This is a genomic window from Bacillus sp. FSL K6-1560 (assembly GCF_038592935.1).
Taxonomy (GTDB): domain Bacteria; phylum Bacillota; class Bacilli; order Bacillales; family Bacillaceae; genus Bacillus; species Bacillus subtilis.
Map to the genome: position 1 here is coordinate 149528 of NZ_CP151946.1, position 21318 is coordinate 170845.

General features: G+C 42.1%; 31 protein-coding genes. 25 read left to right on the forward strand and 6 right to left on the reverse strand.

What is annotated here, in order from left to right:
* Positions 1-4: 4 nt before the first annotated feature.
* The 7 genes from rplQ (at position 5) to rpsI (ending at position 4744) form a co-directional block, all read left to right on the forward strand.
* The gene (gene rplQ, locus NYE22_RS00870) at positions 5-367 is read left to right on the forward strand and encodes a 50S ribosomal protein L17 (protein ID WP_003225836.1); all 363 of its coding nucleotides are present in this window, start codon (positions 5-7) and stop codon (positions 365-367) included.
* A gap of 127 nt (positions 368-494) precedes the next feature.
* Positions 495-1340: an energy-coupling factor ABC transporter ATP-binding protein gene (locus NYE22_RS00875; RefSeq protein ID WP_004399689.1), complete on the forward strand. Its 846-nt coding sequence runs from the start codon at positions 495-497 to the stop codon at positions 1338-1340.
* Entirely contained in the window at positions 1316-2185 is an 870-nt protein-coding gene (locus NYE22_RS00880) for an energy-coupling factor ABC transporter ATP-binding protein (RefSeq protein WP_123374470.1), read from the forward strand. The genes NYE22_RS00875 and NYE22_RS00880 overlap by 25 nt, the downstream gene beginning before the upstream one ends.
* Positions 2182-2979, forward strand: coding sequence for an energy-coupling factor transporter transmembrane protein EcfT (locus NYE22_RS00885; protein WP_004399656.1), 798 nt, complete (start codon positions 2182-2184; stop codon positions 2977-2979). The genes NYE22_RS00880 and NYE22_RS00885 overlap by 4 nt, the downstream gene beginning before the upstream one ends.
* A gap of 9 nt (positions 2980-2988) precedes the next feature.
* Positions 2989-3732 carry a tRNA pseudouridine(38-40) synthase TruA gene (gene truA / locus NYE22_RS00890; protein WP_014475607.1) on the forward strand — a complete coding sequence of 248 codons (744 nt, stop codon included), beginning with the start codon at positions 2989-2991 and terminating at the stop codon, positions 3730-3732.
* Positions 3733-3893: 161 nt separating this feature from the next.
* Positions 3894-4331, forward strand: a complete 438-nt coding sequence (gene rplM / locus NYE22_RS00895) for a 50S ribosomal protein L13 (RefSeq protein ID WP_003241966.1) — start codon at positions 3894-3896, stop codon at positions 4329-4331.
* A 20-nt stretch (positions 4332-4351) separates the two neighbouring features.
* The gene (gene rpsI, locus NYE22_RS00900) at positions 4352-4744 is read left to right on the forward strand and encodes a 30S ribosomal protein S9 (protein WP_004399691.1); all 393 of its coding nucleotides are present in this window, start codon (positions 4352-4354) and stop codon (positions 4742-4744) included.
* An 89-nt stretch (positions 4745-4833) separates the two neighbouring features.
* On the opposite strand, the gene NYE22_RS00905 is transcribed toward rpsI, so the two are convergent.
* From NYE22_RS00905 to NYE22_RS00915, 3 genes are read right to left on the reverse strand one after another with little or no spacing between them, the layout of a single operon-like run.
* A complete protein-coding gene (locus NYE22_RS00905; RefSeq protein ID WP_017695832.1) occupies positions 4834-5961 on the reverse strand; it encodes a site-specific integrase in 1128 nt (375 codons plus the stop codon).
* Between the two features lie 42 nt (positions 5962-6003).
* Positions 6004-6426, reverse strand: coding sequence for an ImmA/IrrE family metallo-endopeptidase (locus NYE22_RS00910; RefSeq protein WP_159376596.1), 423 nt, complete (start codon positions 6424-6426; stop codon positions 6004-6006).
* Between the two features lie 10 nt (positions 6427-6436).
* Complete coding sequence (locus NYE22_RS00915; RefSeq protein WP_017695834.1) at positions 6437-6865, reverse strand: helix-turn-helix transcriptional regulator; 429 nt, start codon at positions 6863-6865, stop codon at positions 6437-6439.
* Between the two features lie 271 nt (positions 6866-7136).
* Here NYE22_RS00915 and NYE22_RS00920 point away from each other — a divergent pair, with 271 nt between their 5' ends.
* The 4 genes from NYE22_RS00920 to NYE22_RS00935 all read left to right on the forward strand — a co-directional run bounded on the left by NYE22_RS00920 (position 7137) and on the right by NYE22_RS00935 (position 8192).
* Complete coding sequence (locus tag NYE22_RS00920; protein ID WP_048407361.1) at positions 7137-7322, forward strand: helix-turn-helix transcriptional regulator; 186 nt, start codon at positions 7137-7139, stop codon at positions 7320-7322.
* Between the two features lie 5 nt (positions 7323-7327).
* The gene (locus NYE22_RS00925; protein WP_017695836.1) at positions 7328-7597 is read left to right on the forward strand and encodes a hypothetical protein; all 270 of its coding nucleotides are present in this window, start codon (positions 7328-7330) and stop codon (positions 7595-7597) included.
* A gap of 138 nt (positions 7598-7735) precedes the next feature.
* Positions 7736-7891: a hypothetical protein gene (locus tag NYE22_RS00930; RefSeq protein WP_017695837.1), complete on the forward strand. Its 156-nt coding sequence runs from the start codon at positions 7736-7738 to the stop codon at positions 7889-7891.
* 58 nt (positions 7892-7949) lie between these two features.
* On the forward strand, positions 7950-8192 hold the full coding sequence (locus NYE22_RS00935) for a hypothetical protein (RefSeq protein WP_017695838.1): 243 nt from the start codon (positions 7950-7952) through the stop codon (positions 8190-8192).
* A gap of 24 nt (positions 8193-8216) precedes the next feature.
* Here the strand turns inward: NYE22_RS00935 and NYE22_RS00940 are convergent, their stop codons facing one another.
* Positions 8217-8558: a hypothetical protein gene (locus NYE22_RS00940; RefSeq protein WP_159376597.1), complete on the reverse strand. Its 342-nt coding sequence runs from the start codon at positions 8556-8558 to the stop codon at positions 8217-8219.
* A gap of 57 nt (positions 8559-8615) precedes the next feature.
* On the opposite strand from NYE22_RS00940, the gene NYE22_RS00945 reads away from it, so the two are divergent.
* From NYE22_RS00945 to NYE22_RS01010, 14 genes are all read left to right on the forward strand, one after another.
* Positions 8616-9197 (forward strand): hypothetical protein, encoded by a 582-nt coding sequence (locus NYE22_RS00945; RefSeq protein WP_017695840.1) that lies wholly within the window; start codon positions 8616-8618, stop codon positions 9195-9197.
* Positions 9175-9450 (forward strand): YqaH family protein, encoded by a 276-nt coding sequence (locus NYE22_RS00950; protein ID WP_017695841.1) that lies wholly within the window; start codon positions 9175-9177, stop codon positions 9448-9450. The genes NYE22_RS00945 and NYE22_RS00950 overlap by 23 nt, the downstream gene beginning before the upstream one ends.
* Before the next feature lie 193 nt (positions 9451-9643).
* Entirely contained in the window at positions 9644-10198 is a 555-nt protein-coding gene (locus tag NYE22_RS00955; protein ID WP_017695843.1) for a host-nuclease inhibitor Gam family protein, read from the forward strand.
* A 3-nt stretch (positions 10199-10201) separates the two neighbouring features.
* Positions 10202-11134 (forward strand): AAA family ATPase, encoded by a 933-nt coding sequence (locus NYE22_RS00960; RefSeq protein ID WP_017695844.1) that lies wholly within the window; start codon positions 10202-10204, stop codon positions 11132-11134.
* Positions 11134-11574, forward strand: a complete 441-nt coding sequence (locus tag NYE22_RS00965; protein ID WP_017695845.1) for a DUF669 domain-containing protein — start codon at positions 11134-11136, stop codon at positions 11572-11574. Before NYE22_RS00960 ends, NYE22_RS00965 begins: the two co-directional genes overlap by 1 nt.
* 60 nt (positions 11575-11634) lie before the next feature.
* Complete coding sequence (locus NYE22_RS00970) at positions 11635-14067, forward strand: phage/plasmid primase, P4 family (protein ID WP_159376599.1); 2433 nt, start codon at positions 11635-11637, stop codon at positions 14065-14067.
* A 222-nt stretch (positions 14068-14289) separates the two neighbouring features.
* Positions 14290-14661 (forward strand): hypothetical protein, encoded by a 372-nt coding sequence (locus tag NYE22_RS00975; protein WP_108029294.1) that lies wholly within the window; start codon positions 14290-14292, stop codon positions 14659-14661.
* The gene (locus NYE22_RS00980) at positions 14639-15076 is read left to right on the forward strand and encodes a hypothetical protein (protein WP_108029295.1); all 438 of its coding nucleotides are present in this window, start codon (positions 14639-14641) and stop codon (positions 15074-15076) included. Before NYE22_RS00975 ends, NYE22_RS00980 begins: the two co-directional genes overlap by 23 nt.
* Positions 15073-15612, forward strand: coding sequence for an ERCC4 domain-containing protein (locus NYE22_RS00985; protein ID WP_342412230.1), 540 nt, complete (start codon positions 15073-15075; stop codon positions 15610-15612). Before NYE22_RS00980 ends, NYE22_RS00985 begins: the two co-directional genes overlap by 4 nt.
* Positions 15609-15779 carry a Fur-regulated basic protein FbpA gene (locus NYE22_RS00990; protein WP_017695850.1) on the forward strand — a complete coding sequence of 57 codons (171 nt, stop codon included), beginning with the start codon at positions 15609-15611 and terminating at the stop codon, positions 15777-15779. Before NYE22_RS00985 ends, NYE22_RS00990 begins: the two co-directional genes overlap by 4 nt.
* A gap of 2 nt (positions 15780-15781) precedes the next feature.
* Entirely contained in the window at positions 15782-16222 is a 441-nt protein-coding gene (locus NYE22_RS00995) for a putative metallopeptidase (protein ID WP_342412231.1), read from the forward strand.
* A complete protein-coding gene (locus tag NYE22_RS01000; RefSeq protein WP_046664013.1) occupies positions 16219-17112 on the forward strand; it encodes a PucR family transcriptional regulator in 894 nt (297 codons plus the stop codon). Before NYE22_RS00995 ends, NYE22_RS01000 begins: the two co-directional genes overlap by 4 nt.
* A gap of 120 nt (positions 17113-17232) precedes the next feature.
* Complete coding sequence (gene msmX / locus NYE22_RS01005) at positions 17233-18330, forward strand: maltodextrin ABC transporter ATP-binding protein MsmX (RefSeq protein WP_003242648.1); 1098 nt, start codon at positions 17233-17235, stop codon at positions 18328-18330.
* 104 nt (positions 18331-18434) lie between these two features.
* Positions 18435-19274 (forward strand): polysaccharide deacetylase family protein, encoded by an 840-nt coding sequence (locus NYE22_RS01010; protein ID WP_033882859.1) that lies wholly within the window; start codon positions 18435-18437, stop codon positions 19272-19274.
* 13 nt (positions 19275-19287) lie between these two features.
* Here the strand turns inward: NYE22_RS01010 and NYE22_RS01015 are convergent, their stop codons facing one another.
* On the reverse strand, positions 19288-19485 hold the full coding sequence (locus NYE22_RS01015; protein WP_033882860.1) for a hypothetical protein: 198 nt from the start codon (positions 19483-19485) through the stop codon (positions 19288-19290).
* Between the two features lie 57 nt (positions 19486-19542).
* A complete protein-coding gene (locus NYE22_RS01020; RefSeq protein WP_342412232.1) occupies positions 19543-21231 on the reverse strand; it encodes a M56 family metallopeptidase in 1689 nt (562 codons plus the stop codon).
* Between the last annotated feature and the right edge of the window lie 87 nt (positions 21232-21318).

The window sequence follows — 21318 nt, forward strand, 5'->3', positions numbered from 1 at the left end:
TCACATGTCATACAGAAAACTAGGACGTACGAGTGCACAGCGTAAAGCTATGCTTCGTGATCTTACAACTGATTTGATCATCAACGAAAGAATCGAAACAACTGAAACACGTGCGAAAGAACTTCGCTCTGTAGTTGAAAAAATGATCACGCTTGGCAAACGCGGTGATCTTCACGCTCGCCGTCAAGCTGCTGCATACATCCGCAACGAGGTTGCAAACGAAGAAAATAACCAAGATGCACTTCAAAAATTATTCTCTGACATTGCAACTCGTTACGAGGAGCGCCAAGGCGGATACACACGTATTATGAAGCTTGGTCCTCGCCGTGGTGACGGAGCACCAATGGCAATTATCGAATTGGTTTAATCACATATTTTTGTGTATCTAAAGAAGGGCGGGACAGTTTCTAACTGGATCTATGCCCTTTTTTTAGATACTGCAACTTTTAATAGAGAGAAAAGCAGAGCATTAGCTGAGAGGAGGCCGGTTTTCCATGAATCAAAATCAGTTGATATCGGTAGAGGATATCGTATTTCGATATCGGAAGGACGCAGAAAGACGAGCACTAGACGGCGTCTCCCTGCAGGTGTATGAGGGTGAATGGCTTGCAATCGTAGGTCATAACGGTTCAGGGAAATCAACACTGGCCCGGGCATTGAATGGTTTAATTCTTCCTGAATCAGGCGACATTGAGGTTGCCGGGATTCAATTGACAGAGGAATCTGTTTGGGAAGTGCGTAAGAAGATAGGTATGGTCTTTCAAAATCCGGATAACCAATTTGTCGGAACGACTGTTCGCGATGATGTGGCTTTTGGTTTAGAAAACAATGGTGTACCGCGGGAAGAAATGATTGAGAGAGTAGACTGGGCAGTAAAACAGGTGAATATGCAAGATTTTCTCGATCAAGAGCCGCACCATCTCTCCGGAGGCCAAAAGCAGAGAGTTGCGATTGCGGGGGTTATTGCCGCACGTCCTGATATTATTATCTTAGATGAAGCAACATCCATGCTTGATCCGATCGGGCGAGAAGAAGTGCTTGAAACGGTAAGACATTTAAAAGAGCAGGGCATGGCGACTGTCATATCCATTACACATGATCTGAATGAGGCAGCAAAAGCAGACAGGATCATTGTCATGAATGGCGGTAAAAAATATGCTGAAGGGCCGCCTGAAGAGATTTTTAAATTGAATAAAGAACTTGTTCGAATCGGGCTTGATTTACCCTTCTCATTCCAGCTTAGCCAGCTTTTAAGAGAAAATGGACTGGCTTTGGAAGAAAACCATTTGACTCAGGAAGGGCTGGTGAAAGAGCTGTGGACATTACAATCAAAGATGTAGAGCATCGTTATCAGATGAAGACGCCGTTTGAGCGCCTAGCACTGTATGATATCAATGCATCGATTAAAGAAGGAAGCTACGTAGCCGTTATCGGACATACAGGCTCTGGCAAGTCCACTCTTCTTCAGCACCTAAATGGTCTCCTGAAGCCGACGAAGGGACAGATATCACTAGGCAGCACTGTCATTCAGGCAGGGAAAAAGAATAAAGATCTGAAAAAACTTCGTAAAAAAGTCGGAATCGTTTTCCAATTTCCTGAGCATCAATTATTCGAAGAAACAGTTCTTAAAGATATTTCATTCGGACCGATGAACTTTGGTGTTAAAAAAGAAGATGCTGAACAAAAAGCGAGAGAGATGCTGCAGCTTGTAGGTTTATCAGAAGAGCTTTTGGACAGGTCCCCCTTTGAATTAAGCGGGGGACAAATGCGCAGAGTTGCAATTGCCGGCGTACTTGCAATGGATCCTGAAGTGCTTGTTCTGGATGAACCGACTGCAGGTTTGGACCCAAGAGGGCGAAAAGAGATTATGGATATGTTTTATGAGCTTCATCAGCGTGGGAACCTGACGACGATCCTTGTGACACACAGCATGGAGGATGCAGCTGCATACGCTGATGAAATAATTGTTATGCATAAAGGAACGATACAAGCATCAGGCAGTCCGCGTGATCTGTTTTTAAAGGGTGAAGAGATGGCCGGCTGGGGGCTGGATCTTCCTGAAACAATAAAATTCCAAAGACACCTTGAAGCTGTACTGGGTGTGAGATTTAATGAGCCTATGCTCACAATCGAAGATGCCGCTGCTGAAATCCGTGCTCTTTTTCAGGGGGAGAAGACTTTATGATGGACAGCATGATTATCGGCAAGTATGTACCGGGGACTTCACTTGTGCACCGGCTTGACCCCAGAACAAAACTGATCACGATCTTTTTATTTGTCTGCATTGTATTCTTAGCCAATAATGTTCAGACATATGCGTTGCTTGGTTTATTTACAATTGGCGTCGTTTCTTTAACAAGAGTTCCTTTCTCTTTTTTAATGAAAGGGCTGAAGCCAATCATCTGGATTGTCCTTTTTACGTTCCTTCTTCATATCCTTATGACACATGAAGGACCGATTATCTTTCAAATAGGTTTTTTCAAAGTCTATGAGGGCGGTCTGGTTCAGGGGATATTCATTTCTCTTAGATTCGTCTATTTGATTTTAATCACAACTTTATTAACGCTTACCACTACACCGATTGAGATTACCGATGGAATGGAGCAGCTGCTGAACCCATTGAAAAAATTAAAGCTTCCTGTTCATGAGCTGGCTCTTATGATGTCAATTTCTTTACGGTTTATTCCGACACTGATGGAGGAGACAGATAAGATCATGAAGGCTCAGATGGCGCGAGGCGTTGATTTTACAAGCGGGCCTGTCAAAGAAAGAGTGAAGGCTATTGTCCCGCTTCTTGTCCCGCTCTTCGTCAGCGCATTTAAACGCGCCGAAGAGCTTGCGGTGGCAATGGAAGCAAGAGGCTATCAAGGCGGAGAAGGACGTACGAAATATAGAAAGCTTGTATGGACAGGAAAAGACACTTCTGTCATTGTCAGCTTAATTGTATTAGCTGCTTTGTTATTTTTCTTAAGGGCTTAGAGGTGCTGTATGAGACTGAAATGCACGATTTCTTATGACGGACATTTGTTTAACGGTTATCAGGTTCAGCCGGGCAAAAGAACGGTTCAGGATGAACTGGAGAAGGCTTTGGCTGTCCTGCATAAGTCAAAAGACAGAATTCCGGTCGTTTCGTCTGGAAGAACAGACAGCGGGGTTCACGCAGCCGGACAGGTGATTCATTTTGACACTCCACTGTCTATCCCGGCTGAGAGATGGCCATATGCCTTAAATGCACTGCTTCCGGACGATATCGCAGTCAAACAGGCAGAAATTGCGGATGATGGGTTCCATGCACGATTTAGCGCAGTCAAAAAAGAATATCGCTACTTTGTATACACGGAGAAACACCCGGACGTATTTAAACGGCATTACGCTTACCATTTTTCATATCGCCTTAATGTGCAGGACATGAGAGAAGCGGCAAAGCATCTTATAGGGACACATGATTTTACGAGCTTTTGCGCGGCTAAAACAGAAGTGCAGGACAAGGTAAGAACGATTTACGAACTTGATTGGACTGAGACGGCTGACGGCCTGCAAATGCGGATCACAGGCAGCGGTTTCTTATATAATATGGTCAGAATTATTGCGGGTACTTTGCTTGATGCAGGTATTGGAAAAATTTCTCCCGATGATGTGAAATCCATGCTGGAAGCGAAGGATCGCGAAGCGGCAGGGCGCACAGCGCCGGGGCACGGGCTATATTTGTGGAACGTTTACTATGACAACTAAACCAGGTGTATAATATTTTCTTGACAGAGTCTGCATAAAGTTATAAGATATCATATGGTATGTATTTCAACCCCACGATAAGCCCCGGAACTTATTGTGTTGTGAAATAGAACGTAATCGAAGTTTATTGAAAATGACAGATCATTTAGGAGGGAAATTCAATGCGTACAACACCTATGGCTAACGCAAGTACTATTGAACGCAAGTGGTTAGTTGTTGATGCTGCTGGCAAGACTTTAGGTCGTCTTTCTTCAGAAGTTGCAGCTATCCTTCGCGGAAAACACAAACCAACTTACACACCACACGTTGATACTGGAGATCATGTGATCATCATCAACGCTGAAAAAATCGAGTTAACTGGTAAAAAGTTAACTGACAAAATCTACTACCGTCACACTCAACATCCAGGCGGATTAAAATCAAGAACTGCTCTTGAAATGCGTACAAACTACCCTGAGAAAATGCTTGAGCTTGCTATCAAAGGCATGCTTCCAAAAGGTTCTCTAGGTCGTCAAATGTTCAAAAAATTGAACGTATACCGTGGTTCTGAGCATCCACACGAAGCACAAAAACCTGAAGTTTACGAACTTCGCGGTTAATTAAAAAGGAGGTTACCAATTTGGCACAGGTTCAATATTACGGTACTGGCCGTCGTAAAAGCTCTGTAGCGCGTGTGCGTTTAGTTCCAGGAGAAGGCCGTATCGTCGTTAATAATCGTGAAATCAGCGAACATATCCCATCTGCAGCTTTAATCGAAGATATCAAACAACCATTAACTTTGACTGAAACAGCTGGCACTTATGATGTTTTAGTAAACGTACATGGAGGCGGCTTATCTGGTCAAGCTGGAGCAATCCGTCACGGTATCGCTCGTGCTTTGCTTGAAGCAGATCCAGAATACCGTACAACTCTTAAACGTGCAGGTCTTCTGACTCGTGACGCTCGTATGAAAGAACGTAAAAAATACGGTCTTAAAGGCGCTCGTCGTGCACCTCAGTTCTCAAAACGTTAATATATCAACGTTTCAAAGACTCTCAAGACCTTGTCTTGGGGGTCTTTTTTGTTGTTTGAAAACCTAGCACACCCACAAAACACCCACATTTATGATAAGTCAATGTAAGAATGAAAAAGATCTGCGGTTCTTTCCTTAACTGTTCTGGTTACGTGGGTGTAGATATCCATTGTAGTTTTAATATCACGATGCCCCAGGCGTGCTTGTACTTCTTTAACTGTCGCACCAGCTTCAAATAATATAGAAGCATGAGTGTGCCTGAGCCCATGGATTGTGATGGGGTGCAAATTATGGGTTTTAATAAAGCTGTCAAACTTATCGTTAGGATATGCAAGCCGTAAAGGGCGTTTATCTTCCCGTGTAAGCACGTTTTTGATGGAGGGGTATCTTTTACCCTCTGGGGTAGTTTCTCGTTGCTGTATGCGCCATTTTTTTAATATTTGGATGGTCTTCGTGTCAATATGTATAGTCCTGGCTTGATAGGTCTTAACTTTTTGAATTATTTCCTTGCCATCTTTAAAAAACAATGTTTTAGAAATAAATATAGTGCATTCGTCAAAATCTATGTCCTCCCACTCTAATGATAAAAGCTCTCCTTTTCTCATCCCTGTATAGATTAACAAATGAAACATTACATAATCCTGATGATCTAAGGTTATTCTTGCTAAGTTAAAAAAGTTTTTGATCTCTTGCTTGGTCCAAAAATTCCTTTTAGGTTCTTCCACCAAAAAATCGGCCTCATTCTTCGGAATTATTACATGTTCCATAGGATTTTTGGCTATGTAATCCATACGTACGGCATATTTAAAAACTTGGTTCGCTTGTATTTTCACATCATTAACAGAATCAATTTGTTCCGCAATTTCATCAATCATTTTTTGACAATATTCTTTTGAAATGTCTTGAATTTTTAAATGGGCGAATCTAGGAAGTATGTGTTTGTTAAATTTTGATTCTAGAGAGTACTGAGTACTTGGTTTTAATGTCTTGGAGTGAGAAGCCCACCAATTATCAAAGACCTGTTTGAATGTGGCTGAATTATTTGGAATAAACGTGCTGTTACTAATTTCCTGCTCTACTTTGGCTGCTGCAAGTTGAGCAGCTTTTTTTGTTGGGAATCCGCGTTTCGATTTCTCTTTGAATTTTTTGGAAATGGGGTCTTTTATTCTTATGCGATATTCCCATGATCCGTTAGTGTGCTTTCTAAAACTGGCCATCTTTTCTCACCTCATTATCGGAATATATGTTCGGTCTTTGGGTTAAAAATTTTTAGCGATGTTAGATATAACTAACTGTTTAGGGATTCCATACTGCTTAATAGCTTCTTCCACAGTTACGCACGCATCGGTGGAGGAGAACAATAAATTTACCGCGAAAAAATTCGCTTCCAACTCGATTCGATCTGTTGAAAATAGAGTCTGCCTTTTTAAAAAAGGAGTGTTTGCGTCTGGATGAAAGATTGCATGACCTAATTCATGGGCGCAAATAAACTCCTTACTATGTTCATTCGCATTCTGATTAATGTGGATGACTTTAACTCTGAAATGCCTACTGTAGTACCCCAAAGCTTTTCCTAAATCTTCATAAACTACCTCGATACCTAAACCTTTTGCAATTTTAAACGGATTGTTTGTTTGAAATTTCTCTGTTAATAATTTGATCTTTTTAGTAATTGACTCCACAAAAAGGCACCTACTTACGATATTTTTTAGGAGTGAACTTTTGTTTTGAAATTCTTTTGGCAAGGCGTAGGGAGTTTTCCAAGCTTGCAATTAACAGCTCTCTATCTTCGTCGTCCATATCGTCAAGAGTTTGGCCGTCAAATGCAGCATACCCGTTCTTGCCTTCTAACCCTTCTATAATTTTTTGTAGCTCTTTCTGAATATCTCTTTCATCTTTAGCAGTAAGTTCAGGCTCAAAGTTTTCTTTTTCTGTTCTGCCGAGAAGGTAGTCAACAGAAACGTTGAAGTAATCGGCAACTTTTTTGAGTTTGTCACTTGAAGGATTATTTTGTTTCCATGAATAAATAGAATTTTTTCCGAAACCTACATTTTCTTCTAGCCTTGAAAGGCTTATACCTCGATCTTTACAAAGTTTTTTAACTCTTTCAAACGTAGTCATATCAACCATCCTTAATGGCTCATGAAAAACTAGTTAAAGAAATCTCTAAAAAATAATTGACTTTTAAAGAATTCTTTAATACACTATGTTCATAAGCTACTTATTCAGCTTTTTCAGACACCACAAATCAAAGCCTATGTCTACGTCCCTCAACGTTTTAGGCAGTTTTTGTAGGGTTTGTTTAGCTATGCCTATACTCTACAATATTCTTTAATAACTGTCAATATTAAGCTGAATATTTAGCTAAAAATATAAAAAGGAGGTATTTTCTATGGAACTGGATTTTGGAAAGCAGGTTAAGACTTGGTTAATTCTTAACGACATGCAGCAAAAGGATTTAGCAAAGATGCTAAACATTTCGAATGCGTATCTCTCTGACATTTTGCTTGGTAAAAGAAAGGGCAAAAAAGTCAGGGAGAAAATTGTCAAAATCCTTGATATGAAGGAGGTTTCATAATAGCAATGCTAACGGTTCAGATTGATGAAAATGAAGTTAAACGCATTTGTCTAGAAAAAATTGAGGAGCAATTAAAGGCCATCGAAAATGAAAAGGTTTTTTGGAATACAAAAACGCTTCAAGAAAAGACAGATATGAGTTGGACTGAGATTTTAGATAAATTCTTTTACGATCCTCGTTGTCCCAAATATAAAGTTGGCTCTCGCTGGAGATTTCCTGCTGAGGAAATGAAAAAGTTCTTGTTAACCTGGTTGGCTGAACAGCCAAGGCATTAAGCCCTACTAAATGAGGAAGGTGAGAAAAATGAAGATCAAAACAAAAGAATGGCTTGCATTAAGTGAGGCGGAGCGTTTTATGAAGATTTATCAAGCTTTTGTGAAGAAGCATATCTAGAAATAAAAGGAGAGAGAAAAATGACCAAACAAAATAAATCAACCCCTGCGGCAACAGAGGTTGAAGAGGTTGGAGGTGATCAAATGGATAGCAGAAGATTTCATTTAATTGGAATTATAGTCAGTAGTATTTGTGTCATTCTGTCTCTTACTGCATTAATTCTGTCGCTTCAATAATCAAAGAAGATAAGAAAGGGAGTCGCTAAAATGGACACCCATGGGAGGAGAAAAGAAAGTGAAGCCTTATAGATCGGAAATGCAAAAAGTAAAAATCAAATCAGTTGAATATGAAGAAGCTTTGGAGAATACAGCAAAAGACCTCATTAGACAACTCAAAACATTTTGTCAGACATATGGAGACTTACTACATTGTTTAGATCAATTTAGATATAAGCCAAAAACTGAACAAGTTATTGCCGAATATGCTAAAAGACTTGTTAAACAAGAGATAAACAGCATCTTACTGAAAAAAATATAGCGCCCTAGGGACGCTATTAGATTACTAAACCATATCCATGAAATTTGAAGCGATTATGTTTCCATCAATTAATTCTAATGTTTGGCATAACTCAGGACGGAATCCAAATTCACTTTTCAAATTACTTATTGTTTGGCCGACTTCCCTGGCAGATTGGATATCAAATGTTCCACTATGGAAAACTGTTTGAATCGTTGAAAAAAGAGCAAGGGTGTATTTATATGTACGGCCAGGTTCAACAATTTGATTATAAGCAATATCTTCATAATCGCATGAATAATAAATGTGAACTGGCTCGATTCCATTTAGACCATGATTCCTAACGATATGTGAGAAATCATCAAGAGTTTTTGCAACAACTACCATTCTTTTCACCTCCTATTATCTTGATAGGAACATTATACCAAAAAAGGAGGATCGATAATGTTTCACCCATATGATTTCTATATTACACCAGAAGAGTTTGCACAAGCTGAGGCAAACGGGATATGTAAGGACACACTCATCTGGCGAATACGTAGGAAAGGTTGGAGCAAACAGCGAGCATTAACCGAACCGGTTCAGTTCCAAGACCGGGATAAATTCAGAGTGGAATGGAGTAAATGGGGAAAGTTTGCTGAAGAAAATGGCGTCTCGAGATCTGTCTTCTATGGAAGAGTGAAGATGGGATGGGATAGCGAAAAGGCGGCTACAACACCAAAAATAGATCAAAACGAACATATGAAAAGAATGTGTGAACTCTCCCCAAGAACCAAGCGCCGTAAATTCTCAGAAGATCTTGTCAGGTTAGCTGAATCGAACGGTGTCAGTTATACAAATCTACAAAACCGGGTGACTAATAAAGGTTGGGATCCATATACCGCGGCTACCACACCTTTGATGTCTCGACATGAGATTCAGCGAAAAGGGAATCAAACTTTTAGAAGAAAATACGGGTCAAATCCTAACGGTATTTTCTTTCTAAAAAGAAAGGAGCTCAAACATGAACTTAAATCATTTTCTTAAATCAGATAAGGAAAAAGCTAAACGTAAATTGGCATCCGCACAGTTTCTGCTGAACGAATTGCTTCCAGATGAAATAGAGGACAACAATTTCGATGAATGTATTGATCTCTGTTTGTCAGCTGCTGAAATGTTCAAGGAAATCAAACAGATGCATCATCCTGAACAAGTCGTTCAGCTACATGAAATTGCAAGTCAGTTTCTAAGCAAAGGTCTTAATGTCTCAATCGTAAAGAGGCCTGTATATGAATCTTGAGCATCCAATCATAACAGAAATTAACCGTTATGGTTACCCAAAAGAGTATCTGCAGTATGAACGGGGTCGGGAAGAGGATACCGATGAAGAAGACCAATAAAAAAGCCCACACGGCTATGTGGACTAAAAACAAACAAGCAACTCCATTTTAAATGGAATTCTCAACAAAATCAAATAGAGGAAGGTGTCTGATATGAATCCATTGCAGGATTTTGAATTAAATGAAATTAACAACGGCGAACTGCCGGGGGACCGTCCACAGTTTGAAATCACTGATATGAACAGCCTGAACTGGGCTTTCCGGAAAATAGCTGCTCTTAAGTCGCAGGAAAAGGAAATCAAAGCGCTGGCGGCCACAGAAAAGCAACGTATTGAAGAATGGGAAAGGCAGGAGCTTAAGCCTTTAGCTGACAGTCTTTCATTCTTTGAAAACTTGGTGAGTGTCTATCATACAAAGCAACTGCAGGAAGACCCGAAGGCAAAAACACTTTCCACACCTTATGGGAAATCAAAAAGCCGGACAACAAAAGCAGCGCCTAAAGAAGTGGACAAGGAAAAACTTCTGCATCATGTGAAAGATGCTGGCATGACTGAATTTATAAAAGAGTCTGTGGCATGGGGTGATCTTAAGAAGACATTGACTGTCACTGAGATTGAAGGTAAACCGATCGTAATTGATTCAAATGGACAAGCTGTCCCCGGCGTAGAAGTGCAGCCAGAAACAGTCAGCTTCAAAGTGGAGGTGTAAGGGATGTTTCAAGTAACAGACGCGCAGCGTCAAAAGGAAAAAGCAATTGTGGGATTTATCGGTCCAAGTGGTTCCGGTAAAACAGCCGGCGCCCTGCTGGTAGCTTACGGAATGATGCGTGAAGCATACCCAGAAGTAAGCGACGAGGTAATCTGGTCAAAGATCGGTGTCGTTGATACTGAGCACCGACGCGCAAAACTGTACGCTAATTTACAGTTTGATGAAATTCGCATCGGTAGCTTTAAGCATATTGATTTTACACCGCCGTATACAACTGAGCGTTATCAAATGGCTGTAGAAGCGATTAAGAACGCCGGTGCTGAGGTTGTCGTAATTGATTCACTCTCACACAACTGGCAGGGTGAAGGCGGAATAGTTGAAACACATGGCAGCATGTCCGGTAACTCTTTTCAAAACTGGGGCAAGCTTGCGCCGGAAACAACCAAGCTCATTAAGACGTTAACGCAAAATGATGTTCACATCTTAGCGACATTGAGAACAAAAACGGAGTATGTAGTGGAGCCTGATAATAACGGTAAAATGGCTCCTCGTAAGGTTGGGACAAAACCTGTACAGAAAGATGAAATGGAATACGAGTTTATGCTCAACTTTAATATTGACATTGATCATATGGCTGAGACCTCAAAAGACAATACGCGAATGTTTGAAGGATCTTCAATCAAGCTAAACCCGGAAGTCGGCCGCAAACTTTATCAGTGGCTTGAGCTCGGTATTGACGTGAAAGCAGAGGAAGAAGCCGAACGTATCCGTTTGATTGATGAAATTAAAACAATCGTCGCTGGCAACGAAACAGCTGCGCAGATGATTGAAGAATTTCAGATCAAAGCAAATAAAAAACTTGAACAATGGACTATTAAGCTGGCATCTGCCGCACTTGATAGATTACAAGATTTAAAGACTAAGGAGGAAAAATAATGTTTACAGTAGACCACAGCAAAGGTGAAGCTTTTGAACCGATTAAACCAGGAGAATATGAGGCCACAGTTATCAATTTCGAGGAGAAAACAGCAGCTTCATCCGGAAATAAGCGCCTTGTCGTAGACTATGAAATCCGTTCTGACGTTGAGCAACCATGTCAGGGCCAGAAAATCCTATACGACAATTTCACCGTTACGGAAAATGCAATGTGGAGATTTCACCAAGCATCAAAGGCCGCGGGTTTTCCAAACGGAATGCAATTTAAGGATCATATCGAATGGGCTAACGCGTTCCTGAATAAACCGGTTCGCCTGGTTGTCGGAGAACGAGAGCACAACGGCAAAAAATATCCGGAAGTCAAAGCGTTTAAGCCGTCTGAGGCGCCAGCGCCGGAAGCCGAACCGATTAATATCAGTGACGATGATGTACCGTTTTGATCATAAAAAACACATTTGAGGGAGTGTATAGCTCCCTCGTTTTTAAAGGGGAGTTATCACATGTACGAATTTAAGAACATACCGCAAGAGCTAAAAAACGCCCCTCAGTGGATTTTATGGCGTTCCGAAGAACGTGACGGTAAGCAAACAAAAGTGCCATACCAGATTGACGGCAGCATGGCTCAATCCAGTAATAAAAGAACCTGGTCGACGTTCCCGACCGTTTTGAAATTTTATAACGATCGAGATTATGACGGGATCGGCTTCATGTTTTCAAAAGATGATCCGTTCATCGGCATAGACATAGATCATTGTGTGGAGGATGGTGTCTTGTCCCCGTTCGCTGAGGAAATTGTTCAGGCGATTGGCAGCTACACCGAATATTCGCCCAGCGGCAAGGGCGTCCATATTATTACAAAAGGTAAGATCCCATTGCGCGGGCCGGGCACAGGGAGAAAAAATCCGGAACTCGGGCTGGAAGTATACCGCCATGGCCGCTATTTTACCTTTACCGGCAACAGCCTTGGGATCGGGGCAGTTGAAGAACGAACGGACGAGCTCAAAGAGCTGTTCGATAAATATTTGAAGGACAAAAAAGAAGAATCGAAACCGTCCAACCCGCCTGCTGCTTCATCCCGTGATATGAGCAATCTCTCCAATAAGGAGATATGGGAAAGGATGTTCAACAGCAAGAACGGGAAGAGCATTCAGGATCTGTTTAACGGTCATCTGATAAATGATGATCACTCCGCCACAGATATGGCTTTATGTAATCACCTGGCATTCTGGACGGATAAGGATCCCACAAAAATGGATTCGATGTTTCGGGAGTCAGGGTTGTTTCGGGAGAAATGGGATCGACAGCATTCATCTGACGGCTCTACATATGGAGAAATGACCATTGCTGCAGCCGTTTATTCTACCCATACGACAATTTCTGATTTGATGGAAGAGCAGCAGGAACAGCCGTATGAAGTGTATATTTCCCATCCCGATAATTCTCAAGTTGAGGATACGGAAGAGATCATTGACACCCCGCCGGTTTTTCATTTGACGGAGCTCGGCAATGCTGAACGGATTGTCTACTACCACGGAAAAAATATTCGATATTGTAACGAGCTTGACTGGCTGATCTGGAACGGGAAGAGATGGGAAGAAGACAGCAAACGAAAAATTGAAGCTATCACCGCCAAAACATTACGGGCGTTGTATGGAGAAGCAAAAGCCACGGAAGACAAATTCCGAAAAAAGCAGCTGAACGATTGGGCGAAGAAGTGCGAGCGTCGCAACATCAGGATGAACACAATTTTAGATGTGCGGCCAATGGTTTCAGTGAGGAAGCAGGAACTGGATTCCCACAATTATCTTTTTAATTGCGATAACGGTATTATCGATCTGAAAACAGGAGAACTTCTGCCACATGATCGGGATCTGCTTTTTACGAAAATATCCCCTATCTCGTATCAACCGGACGCCGACTGCCCGAACTGGAAAGCTTTTTTGGAAAGCATTTTTATAGATGACCAGGGCGCGCCAAATTATGAAATTATTGATTTCATGCAAAAGGCAATTGGCTATTCACTGACCGGGGATACCACGGAGCAAGTCATGTTTTTTCTATTCGGGAATGGCCGGAATGGTAAATCAACTTTTATCAATACCGTTCAGCACTTGTTTGGGGATTATGGCCGCCAGACCAACAGCGACACCTTCATAAAGAAGAAAAATGACAGTGCCATAAACAATGATATTGCCCGGCTGGACGGCGCCCGGTTTGTGTCGGCCGTTGAGAGTGAAGAAGGGCAGCAGCTGTCTGAATCGTTGGTGAAGCAGATCACCGGCGGTGAAAAGATGTCAGCACGTTTCCTGCGACAGGAGTATTTTGAGTTTACGCCGGAATTTAAAGTCTTCTTTACCACAAACCATAAACCGATCGTTAAAGGCAGCGATGAGGGTATTTGGCGCCGGATCCGGTTGATTCCGTTTACTGTCACGATCCCAAAAGAAAAAGTAGACAAGAAACTGCCGCAGAAACTGGCTGCGGAAATGCCTGGGATCCTTCGCTGGGCCGTTGAAGGCTGTTTGAAGTGGCAGAAGGAAGGTCTGGGAGAACCTGAAGCGATCAGGAAGGCGACGGAAGGATATCGGGATGATATGGACATTCTTGGACCGTTTCTGGATGAAAGGTGTGTTATTCATTCAGCTGTAAAGATTGAAGCCAAGGAGCTCTACAAAGAGTATAAGGATTGGTGTTATGAAAATGATGACGTTGAGTTAAAAAACCGTGCCTTTTATCGTCAATTAGAAATTCGAGGTTTTAAAAAAGCAAAAGGGGCAAAAAACAAGACATTTATCCATGGAATAACATTAAATCAGTACGCCGGAGGAAGTTTTTTGAAAAATAATGATGGGAGGGTTACTGAAGGGGTTACTGAAATCACTTCAAAAGGTAACCCGGATAAGGTTACTTCAATCAATAGAAAGAAGCTTTAACTATTGATATATAAGGATTTATTGATGTTTTACATTTATTGGGGGTTACTAGGGGTTGTCGAATCTGTCTGTTTAGTCTACTGAAAAAAATAAAATAAAAAAATAAATATATATATATTAATTACTTATAGGGCTTTAATGTCAAAACCGACAACCCATGATAACTCAGTAACCCCTAATGTTTGGAAATTTGTGCGGGGACGGATGAAAGGAGTCTTAATAATGAGTATGATATTGAAAATAGATGAACTGACCTTAACAGAAAAAAATAAATTGTATATTAATCAAAAAAGAGAAATTGATAGGTTGAACAAAGTCATTGAAGACTTAGAAAAACAACTAAGTGTTCGGAATGAAAATGATGAACAATCATTAATATCAACATTTTTGAAAAAGTATTCCTCTAAAATTTCCAAACAACAGATTGAGGCTAAACAACTTTATCAAGAATATGAAAAGTGGGTCAAAAGCTTATTACTAGGCAAAAGAAATTTTTATAATGTTGTAGCTACCTATGGTTATGAATTCAAAAGAGGTAAAGGAAATAAGCTCTTTGTCAAAGGTGAGGAAAATGCACCCAAAACAAATTTGTGATGACCTTGCCTTTTTGGAATCACCTTTGGTACTGGATGGGGATGGCCTTTATATTGAGAATCCGGAGAATGTATATCCAGAACTTGTGGAATTTGTTCAGTCTTATAAAAAACGGCTCATCCAGTATTTAAAAGGTGAATACTCAATGCAGGATCATAAAGTCAAACAGACCATTGACAAAATCATTAATTACTTTATGGGCATAGATCAAGAAATGAATCCAAAAATAGACGACTGGTTCAATCATGATTGGGATGCGGCAATCAAAGTCGCGAGATTGCTCGTTCTATTTTGGAAGAATGGCTGGAGAGATCTGAACAGCTCCGTTGCGAATTTTGAGGATGAAGAAACGGACAAGCTCTCTTTAGAAATCTATGAAAGGGCCATGTCGTACTTTAAGGGGAAGAAAGCATGACGATTATTCACTATAACTATTCAGATACTGAAATGAAAAATATTCTCGACAGCATGATCATTATTGTGGATACGAGGGAGCAGAAGAATCAGCATGTTCTTGATTATCTCCGTAAAAAGAAAGTGGCAATCAAATTCAAAGGAATGAAAACCGGCGATTACTCGGCCATGATTCCCAAGAATGATGAACTTGGAATCAGTCGTGATATGTATTTGAATGCAGCAATTGAACGGAAAAATGGAGTGGACGAGTTGGTGCAGTCGATTAAAGACCGTTCTCGTTTTGAAAATGAATTGATCCGGGCGTCCAGGCATCCGTTCACTCTTCTTGTGGAAGACCTGGAAGGGTATCAAAAAATACTGAACGGAAAATATCGCTCACAATATAAGCCGCAGTCTCTGCTTGGCAGCTTAAAAACGTTTGAAGTCCGTTACAATTTTTCAACCGTTTTTATTAACCCGAGCGCGACCGGAAACTATATCTATCACCATTTTCATTACATGGCCCGAGAATTGTTAAAGGGGGGCCTTGTGTGAATGAATTAATGAAGGCCCTTTATTATGAAAGAAAAAAGGACGAGCTTAAAGCGCGGCTTCTTAAAATGGGATATTTTAAAACGCCTGACGGACGGCAGCTGTATGAGCTTTCATTAACTGAATTAGACGAAATATTCAAAAAGAAATTGATTGAAAGGGGAAAATAACTATGGCATTTGTAGGCTTTGAAGAATCACAAGAGGTTCGGCAGCTGGCCGAAAGTTTGATTGATAAACATCATCCACATTTAAAAGACGCTAAACAGCAAATTGGTTTTTATCTTCGTGAAGGGAACAGCAAATGGGCTGGTAAGGCGAAAAAATGTACAGCATTCGAGCGTCATATGACAGCTTACATGCTTTTCGTGTTTATCAATAAGGCTGCATGGAAGACGATGCCGGAGGAACAACGCGCTGCTCTGGTAGATCATGAGCTTTGCCATTTTACTCGAGAAGAATGGGAAGAGCCAGATCCGAAAGATCAAAGTAAGTGGGTGACTGTGCAGTTTCTCGTCTATCTATACCGGATATACTCTTTTTTAGTGGAGAACATGTGTGTTTCGCCTTATACTGGATATACAGATCCTTACATAAGAGAGGAGACTCTATGAAATCGCTGCTGGCTATTTATCCCGGTTCGATTGTGTCTGAGGAGCTTTGCATAAGGGAAGGCTGTCTATGTTTTTTTGATGAGAGCAATCAGAGATATATCTCCATTCCGAAAACAGAGATCAGTGAAAAAGAAGTATTGGTGCTGCAATCATTTTTGACGCCTGCGGATGAGGGCAATCAACTGTCTATGAAATCACCTGAGGAAAACAAGTGGTTTTCGTTCCTTTTTTCCAGAGGGGAATTGCCGGCGTACATAAAGAAACGGACGAGATTTGTTCACTTTCATTTATTCGGCAAAATAGAAAGGACGTCCTTTACAGAAGCGGTTCGCCATTTTTGGCCGGTGTCTTTTGTGATTGTGTGGATTCATGAGGACAGAGGCGTGATTGTCGAGCAGGAAAGTGAAGCGGCGGCGAAGAAGGGCGAACTGGAATCGCTCGCAAAAGTTCTTGAAAGTGATTTCTACTTCAGTGTCCGTTTTTACGCCGGAAGATTTTACGAGCCGGATGAGTGTCTGCGAAAACATTACACTCGTGAACAGGCGTATTTCCTGTTTGCTGAAAAACGGCTGCCTCAGGTGCAGAGTGTGACCTTTGAGATGATCTTTCCTTTTCTATTATTAGAAACAGAAAAAGAAAAACTGGAAACACTGCTCTCTGAAGAAGCTGAGCTTTTATTTGGAAGTGAATCTGAGCTAAGGAAGACCATTAAGCTGTTTATTGAAAACAACTCAAACGTCACATTAACAGCGAAAAAGCTGCATCTGCATCGCAACAGCCTGCAATATCGGATTGATAAATTTATTGAGCGGTCAGGGATAGATATCAAATCGTACAAAGGCGCGCTTCTTGCCTATTTTATCTGCCTGCAAAATGAAAGTTCAGAATAAATTGGAAATATGCACGAAAAATGGCTGGGTGATTTTATGAACGCTGCCCATTTTAGCGAGAGGGAATTGCTGTTACACTCAATATAAGAAAGCGTTTACAATAACAAAGGGGGATGTTAGATGGCTGAATTGCGGATGGAGCACATTTATAAATTTTATGATCAAAAGGAACCGGCGGTTGATGACTTTAACCTTCATATTGCCGATAAGGAATTTATCGTATTCGTCGGCCCGTCCGGCTGCGGGAAATCAACGACGCTGCGAATGGTCGCAGGACTTGAAGAAATTTCGAAAGGCGATTTTTATATTGAAGGAAAACGGGTCAATGATGTAGCGCCAAAGGACAGGGATATCGCGATGGTGTTTCAGAACTACGCGCTCTATCCGCATATGACGGTCTACGATAATATCGCGTTCGGGCTCAAGCTTCGGAAAATGCCAAAGCCTGAAATCAAAAAAAGAGTAGAAGAAGCCGCTAAAATTCTCGGGCTTGAGGAATATTTGCACCGTAAACCGAAAGCGCTGTCAGGCGGTCAGAGACAGCGTGTTGCGCTGGGCCGGGCAATCGTGCGGGATGCAAAGGTGTTCCTGATGGATGAGCCTTTGTCAAACCTGGACGCGAAGCTGAGGGTGCAAATGCGGGCGGAAATCATTAAGCTCCACCAGAGACTGCAGACTACAACGATTTATGTGACACATGACCAGACAGAAGCGCTGACGATGGCGACACGGATCGTAGTCATGAAAGATGGGAAAATTCAGCAGATCGGGACGCCGAAGGATGTTTATGAATTCCCTGAAAACGTCTTTGTCGGCGGGTTTATCGGATCACCGGCGATGAACTTTTTCAAAGGAAAGCTCACGGATGGTTTAATCAAAATCGGTTCTGCGGCATTAACCGTCCCGGAAGGAAAAATGAAAGTGCTGCGTGAAAAAGGCTACATCGGCAAAGAGGTCATCTTCGGCATCCGTCCTGAGGATATACATGATGAATTGATTGTCGTGGAATCATATAAGAACTCTTCGATTAAGGCCAAAATCAATGTTGCAGAGCTGCTCGGTTCTGAAATCATGATTTATTCGCAGATCGACAACCAAGACTTTATTGCGCGGATCGACGCCCGCCTCGATATTCAATCGGGCGATGAACTGACGGTCGCATTTGATATGAATAAAGGCCATTTCTTTGACAGTGAGACAGAAGTGAGAATCCGATAAGATCAAAAAAACCGGACATGGGGATGTCCGGTTTTTTGCTATTGAAAATCTCAGAATCAAACCGATGAAAAAGGAGGAAGAAATAGACAGAAAGCAGGAGAACGATGAAACGATTGTTTTTAAGCATCTTTCTTTTGGGCAGCTGTTTGGCGCTTGCGGCTTGCGCTGATCAAAAGGCGAATGCAGAGCAGCCGATGCCAAAAGCGGAACAAAAGAAACCGGAAAAAAAGGCAGTACAAGTTCAGAAAAAAGAAGACGATACATCCGCATGGATCAAAACAGAGAAACCGGCAAAGCTGCCGATTTTGATGTACCACAGCATTTCTTCAGGAAACAGCCTCCGTGTGCCAAAGAAAGAATTCGAGGCGCATATGAAGTGGCTTCATGATAACGGCTATCAGACATTAACGCCGAAAGAGGCATATCTCATGCTGACGCAGGATAAAAAACCGAGTGAGAAGTGCGTGCTGATCACATTTGATGACGGGTACACCGACAATTATCAAGATGCGTATCCGGTGCTGAAAAAGTACGAGATGAAGGCAACGATTTTTATGATCGGCAAATCGATCGGACATAAACACCATCTGACAGAGGAACAAATGAAGGAAATGGCACAGCACGGCATATCGATTGAAAGCCATACGATTGACCACCTTGAGCTGAACGGATTAACGCCTCAACAGCAGCAAAGTGAGATGGCGGATTCGAAAAAGCTGTTCGACAACATGTTTCATCAGCAAACCACCATCATCAGCTATCCGGTAGGGCGCTACAATGAGGAGACGCTGAAGGCCGCTGAAAAAACAGGCTATCAAATGGGCGTGACGACAGAACCGGGCGCGGCTTCGAGAGACCAGGGAATGTATGCCCTCCATCGAGTGCGCGTGTCCCCAGGCATGTCAGGCTCGGCTTTTGGTGCGTACATCGAATCAATGAAGTAAAAAAAGGCGGCGTTTAATCGCCGCCCCCTCCGCCGCCACAGCCGGAATCGCTGAAACCTCCGTCACTGCTGCATCCATCATGGTGTGAGCCGTTGTCTGAATAACCGAAATACCCGCTGTCCGCCTGCTGGCGGCTTTTATTATCCGATGACTGCGGCTGAATGACTGAAAGAAAAACAATAATAGCTATTATCAATAAGATCACTATCACTTCTGCTCACTCCCTTTTTTCACCATATCTGTTATACGGATGAAACGCTGACCGGTTTCATTTCAAAGTGATTGATTCTTTCAGGCGGTCTCTGAGCCAGCGCTTTAGCACCCCATGTCCTTTGTTTGACAATAAAGTGCCGACACGCCAATACATAGGGGGATGAGGAGCGAACTGAAAATCAATCAGTCTGAAAAGCCAGCTTTTATCACGGGTGAGAGAATCAATTTGAAGCTCGTCTTCACCTGCTTCAGAGCTGTAGGCACTTTGTTTCTGTATGTCCTCATCCTGCCGAACCGCCAAGATTCTCAAGGCTTCAGCCATTTGTTTGTAACCGCCCTCCAGCAATGATGCGCCAAGGTTGTCAGCACGCACCTCCATCCATTGTGAACAAAAGGATTGATAGAGCTGGAACAGGATAATGATTGCCATAATGAAAGCCCAAAGCGCAATTTTGTGGGCCTCGGGATGGGTGATATGCTGCTCAAACAAGAGGAAAATCCCAACGACAGCTCCAAGATATAGAAAACGCAAAAGCTGTGATGACAGAACGTCACGTTTTTTGATATGAATTGCCTCATGGGCCAGAATGCCTTCGATGACACGCTGTGGAAGTGTTAGTGTGGCGCTTGTTAGGATGACCATTGACCTCCCGACATTCATGCCTACTGCCATTCCGTTGTAATCATCACTCTCCGTTTCGTATATGCGGACATGGGAAATGCCGGCCGATCGGAAAATCTTATCGGCCGCTGCCTGTACATGCGGATGATGACAAGGCTTGGCGTCCATTGCCGCCCGTAACACACGGTCTGACATATACATGTTGAATACCCAATATAGGATTACGGCAACAGCCATGACCCATGGAGAGGCGTGTAATGCGTATAACGCGAGCACCAATAAGGCGTAAGCGGATACCCCTTTTACGCTGGCGGCAAAATAAAGCTTCCCGAGCAGCCGCTTCACATTTTTTCTATGATAAAACGGCAAAACAGAAATCACATTGTCCACATTGTTTTTTGCATCTGTGTATTCCTGAAGAATTGTTTTCCATTTTTGCGGTTCCTTCACCGTCAGAAACAGTGTTTCGCCGGGAAGAGACAGTTTAATGACTTGCTGAAAGCTTGTTGTCAAATCTAAACGTGATGAATACATCGTCAGAAGCGGATGGAGCTTTAAGAGATCAGCTGTTGATTCAAGCTGAATGTCCTTCAAATCGGAAAGCGGGTATGTACGGGTTTCATAGTGTGAGCTGATATGCAATTTTTCTAAGGCTGCTGAATAAAAAACCTTTACGCTGAAAACATTCAGTATACGCTTCACCAGTGCCCCTCCGCCGGAGATCATGCCGAAAAGGATTACATATTTGAGGGGGCTTGGGTCAGGTCCATAGATGAAAAAAATAACAGCCCCTGCAAACACAATGGCGGTCAGCGTAATGTCTGACAGGAGGCGTGTTTTGTTTCTGGCCAGCTCGATCTCCTGCCAGTCTCCCGAAGGTTTTTCCGCACGCTCTGAAACAATGAGATCCATTGCGGTCCAATAGCAGTAGAACATTGTCGCGATTGAGACAATGCCGTCCATGAATGAGAGGTGAGAGAAGATGTAAACTGCAGCGCCGACCCATAGAACAATATCAATCCAGAAGTCTATGGCCGGAATGAGTTTTGCAGCCAGGGCTGATATCAAATAAAATCCCAGCCCGAGAAGCATAAAGAGAAATAGATGAGTTCCCATAGGCATGCCAGATTCCTTTCTATCTAGTATTTCCAACTATTACTATAGCATGGGATGGGAACTTGCAAAAATATGGACATGCAAAAAAGCAAG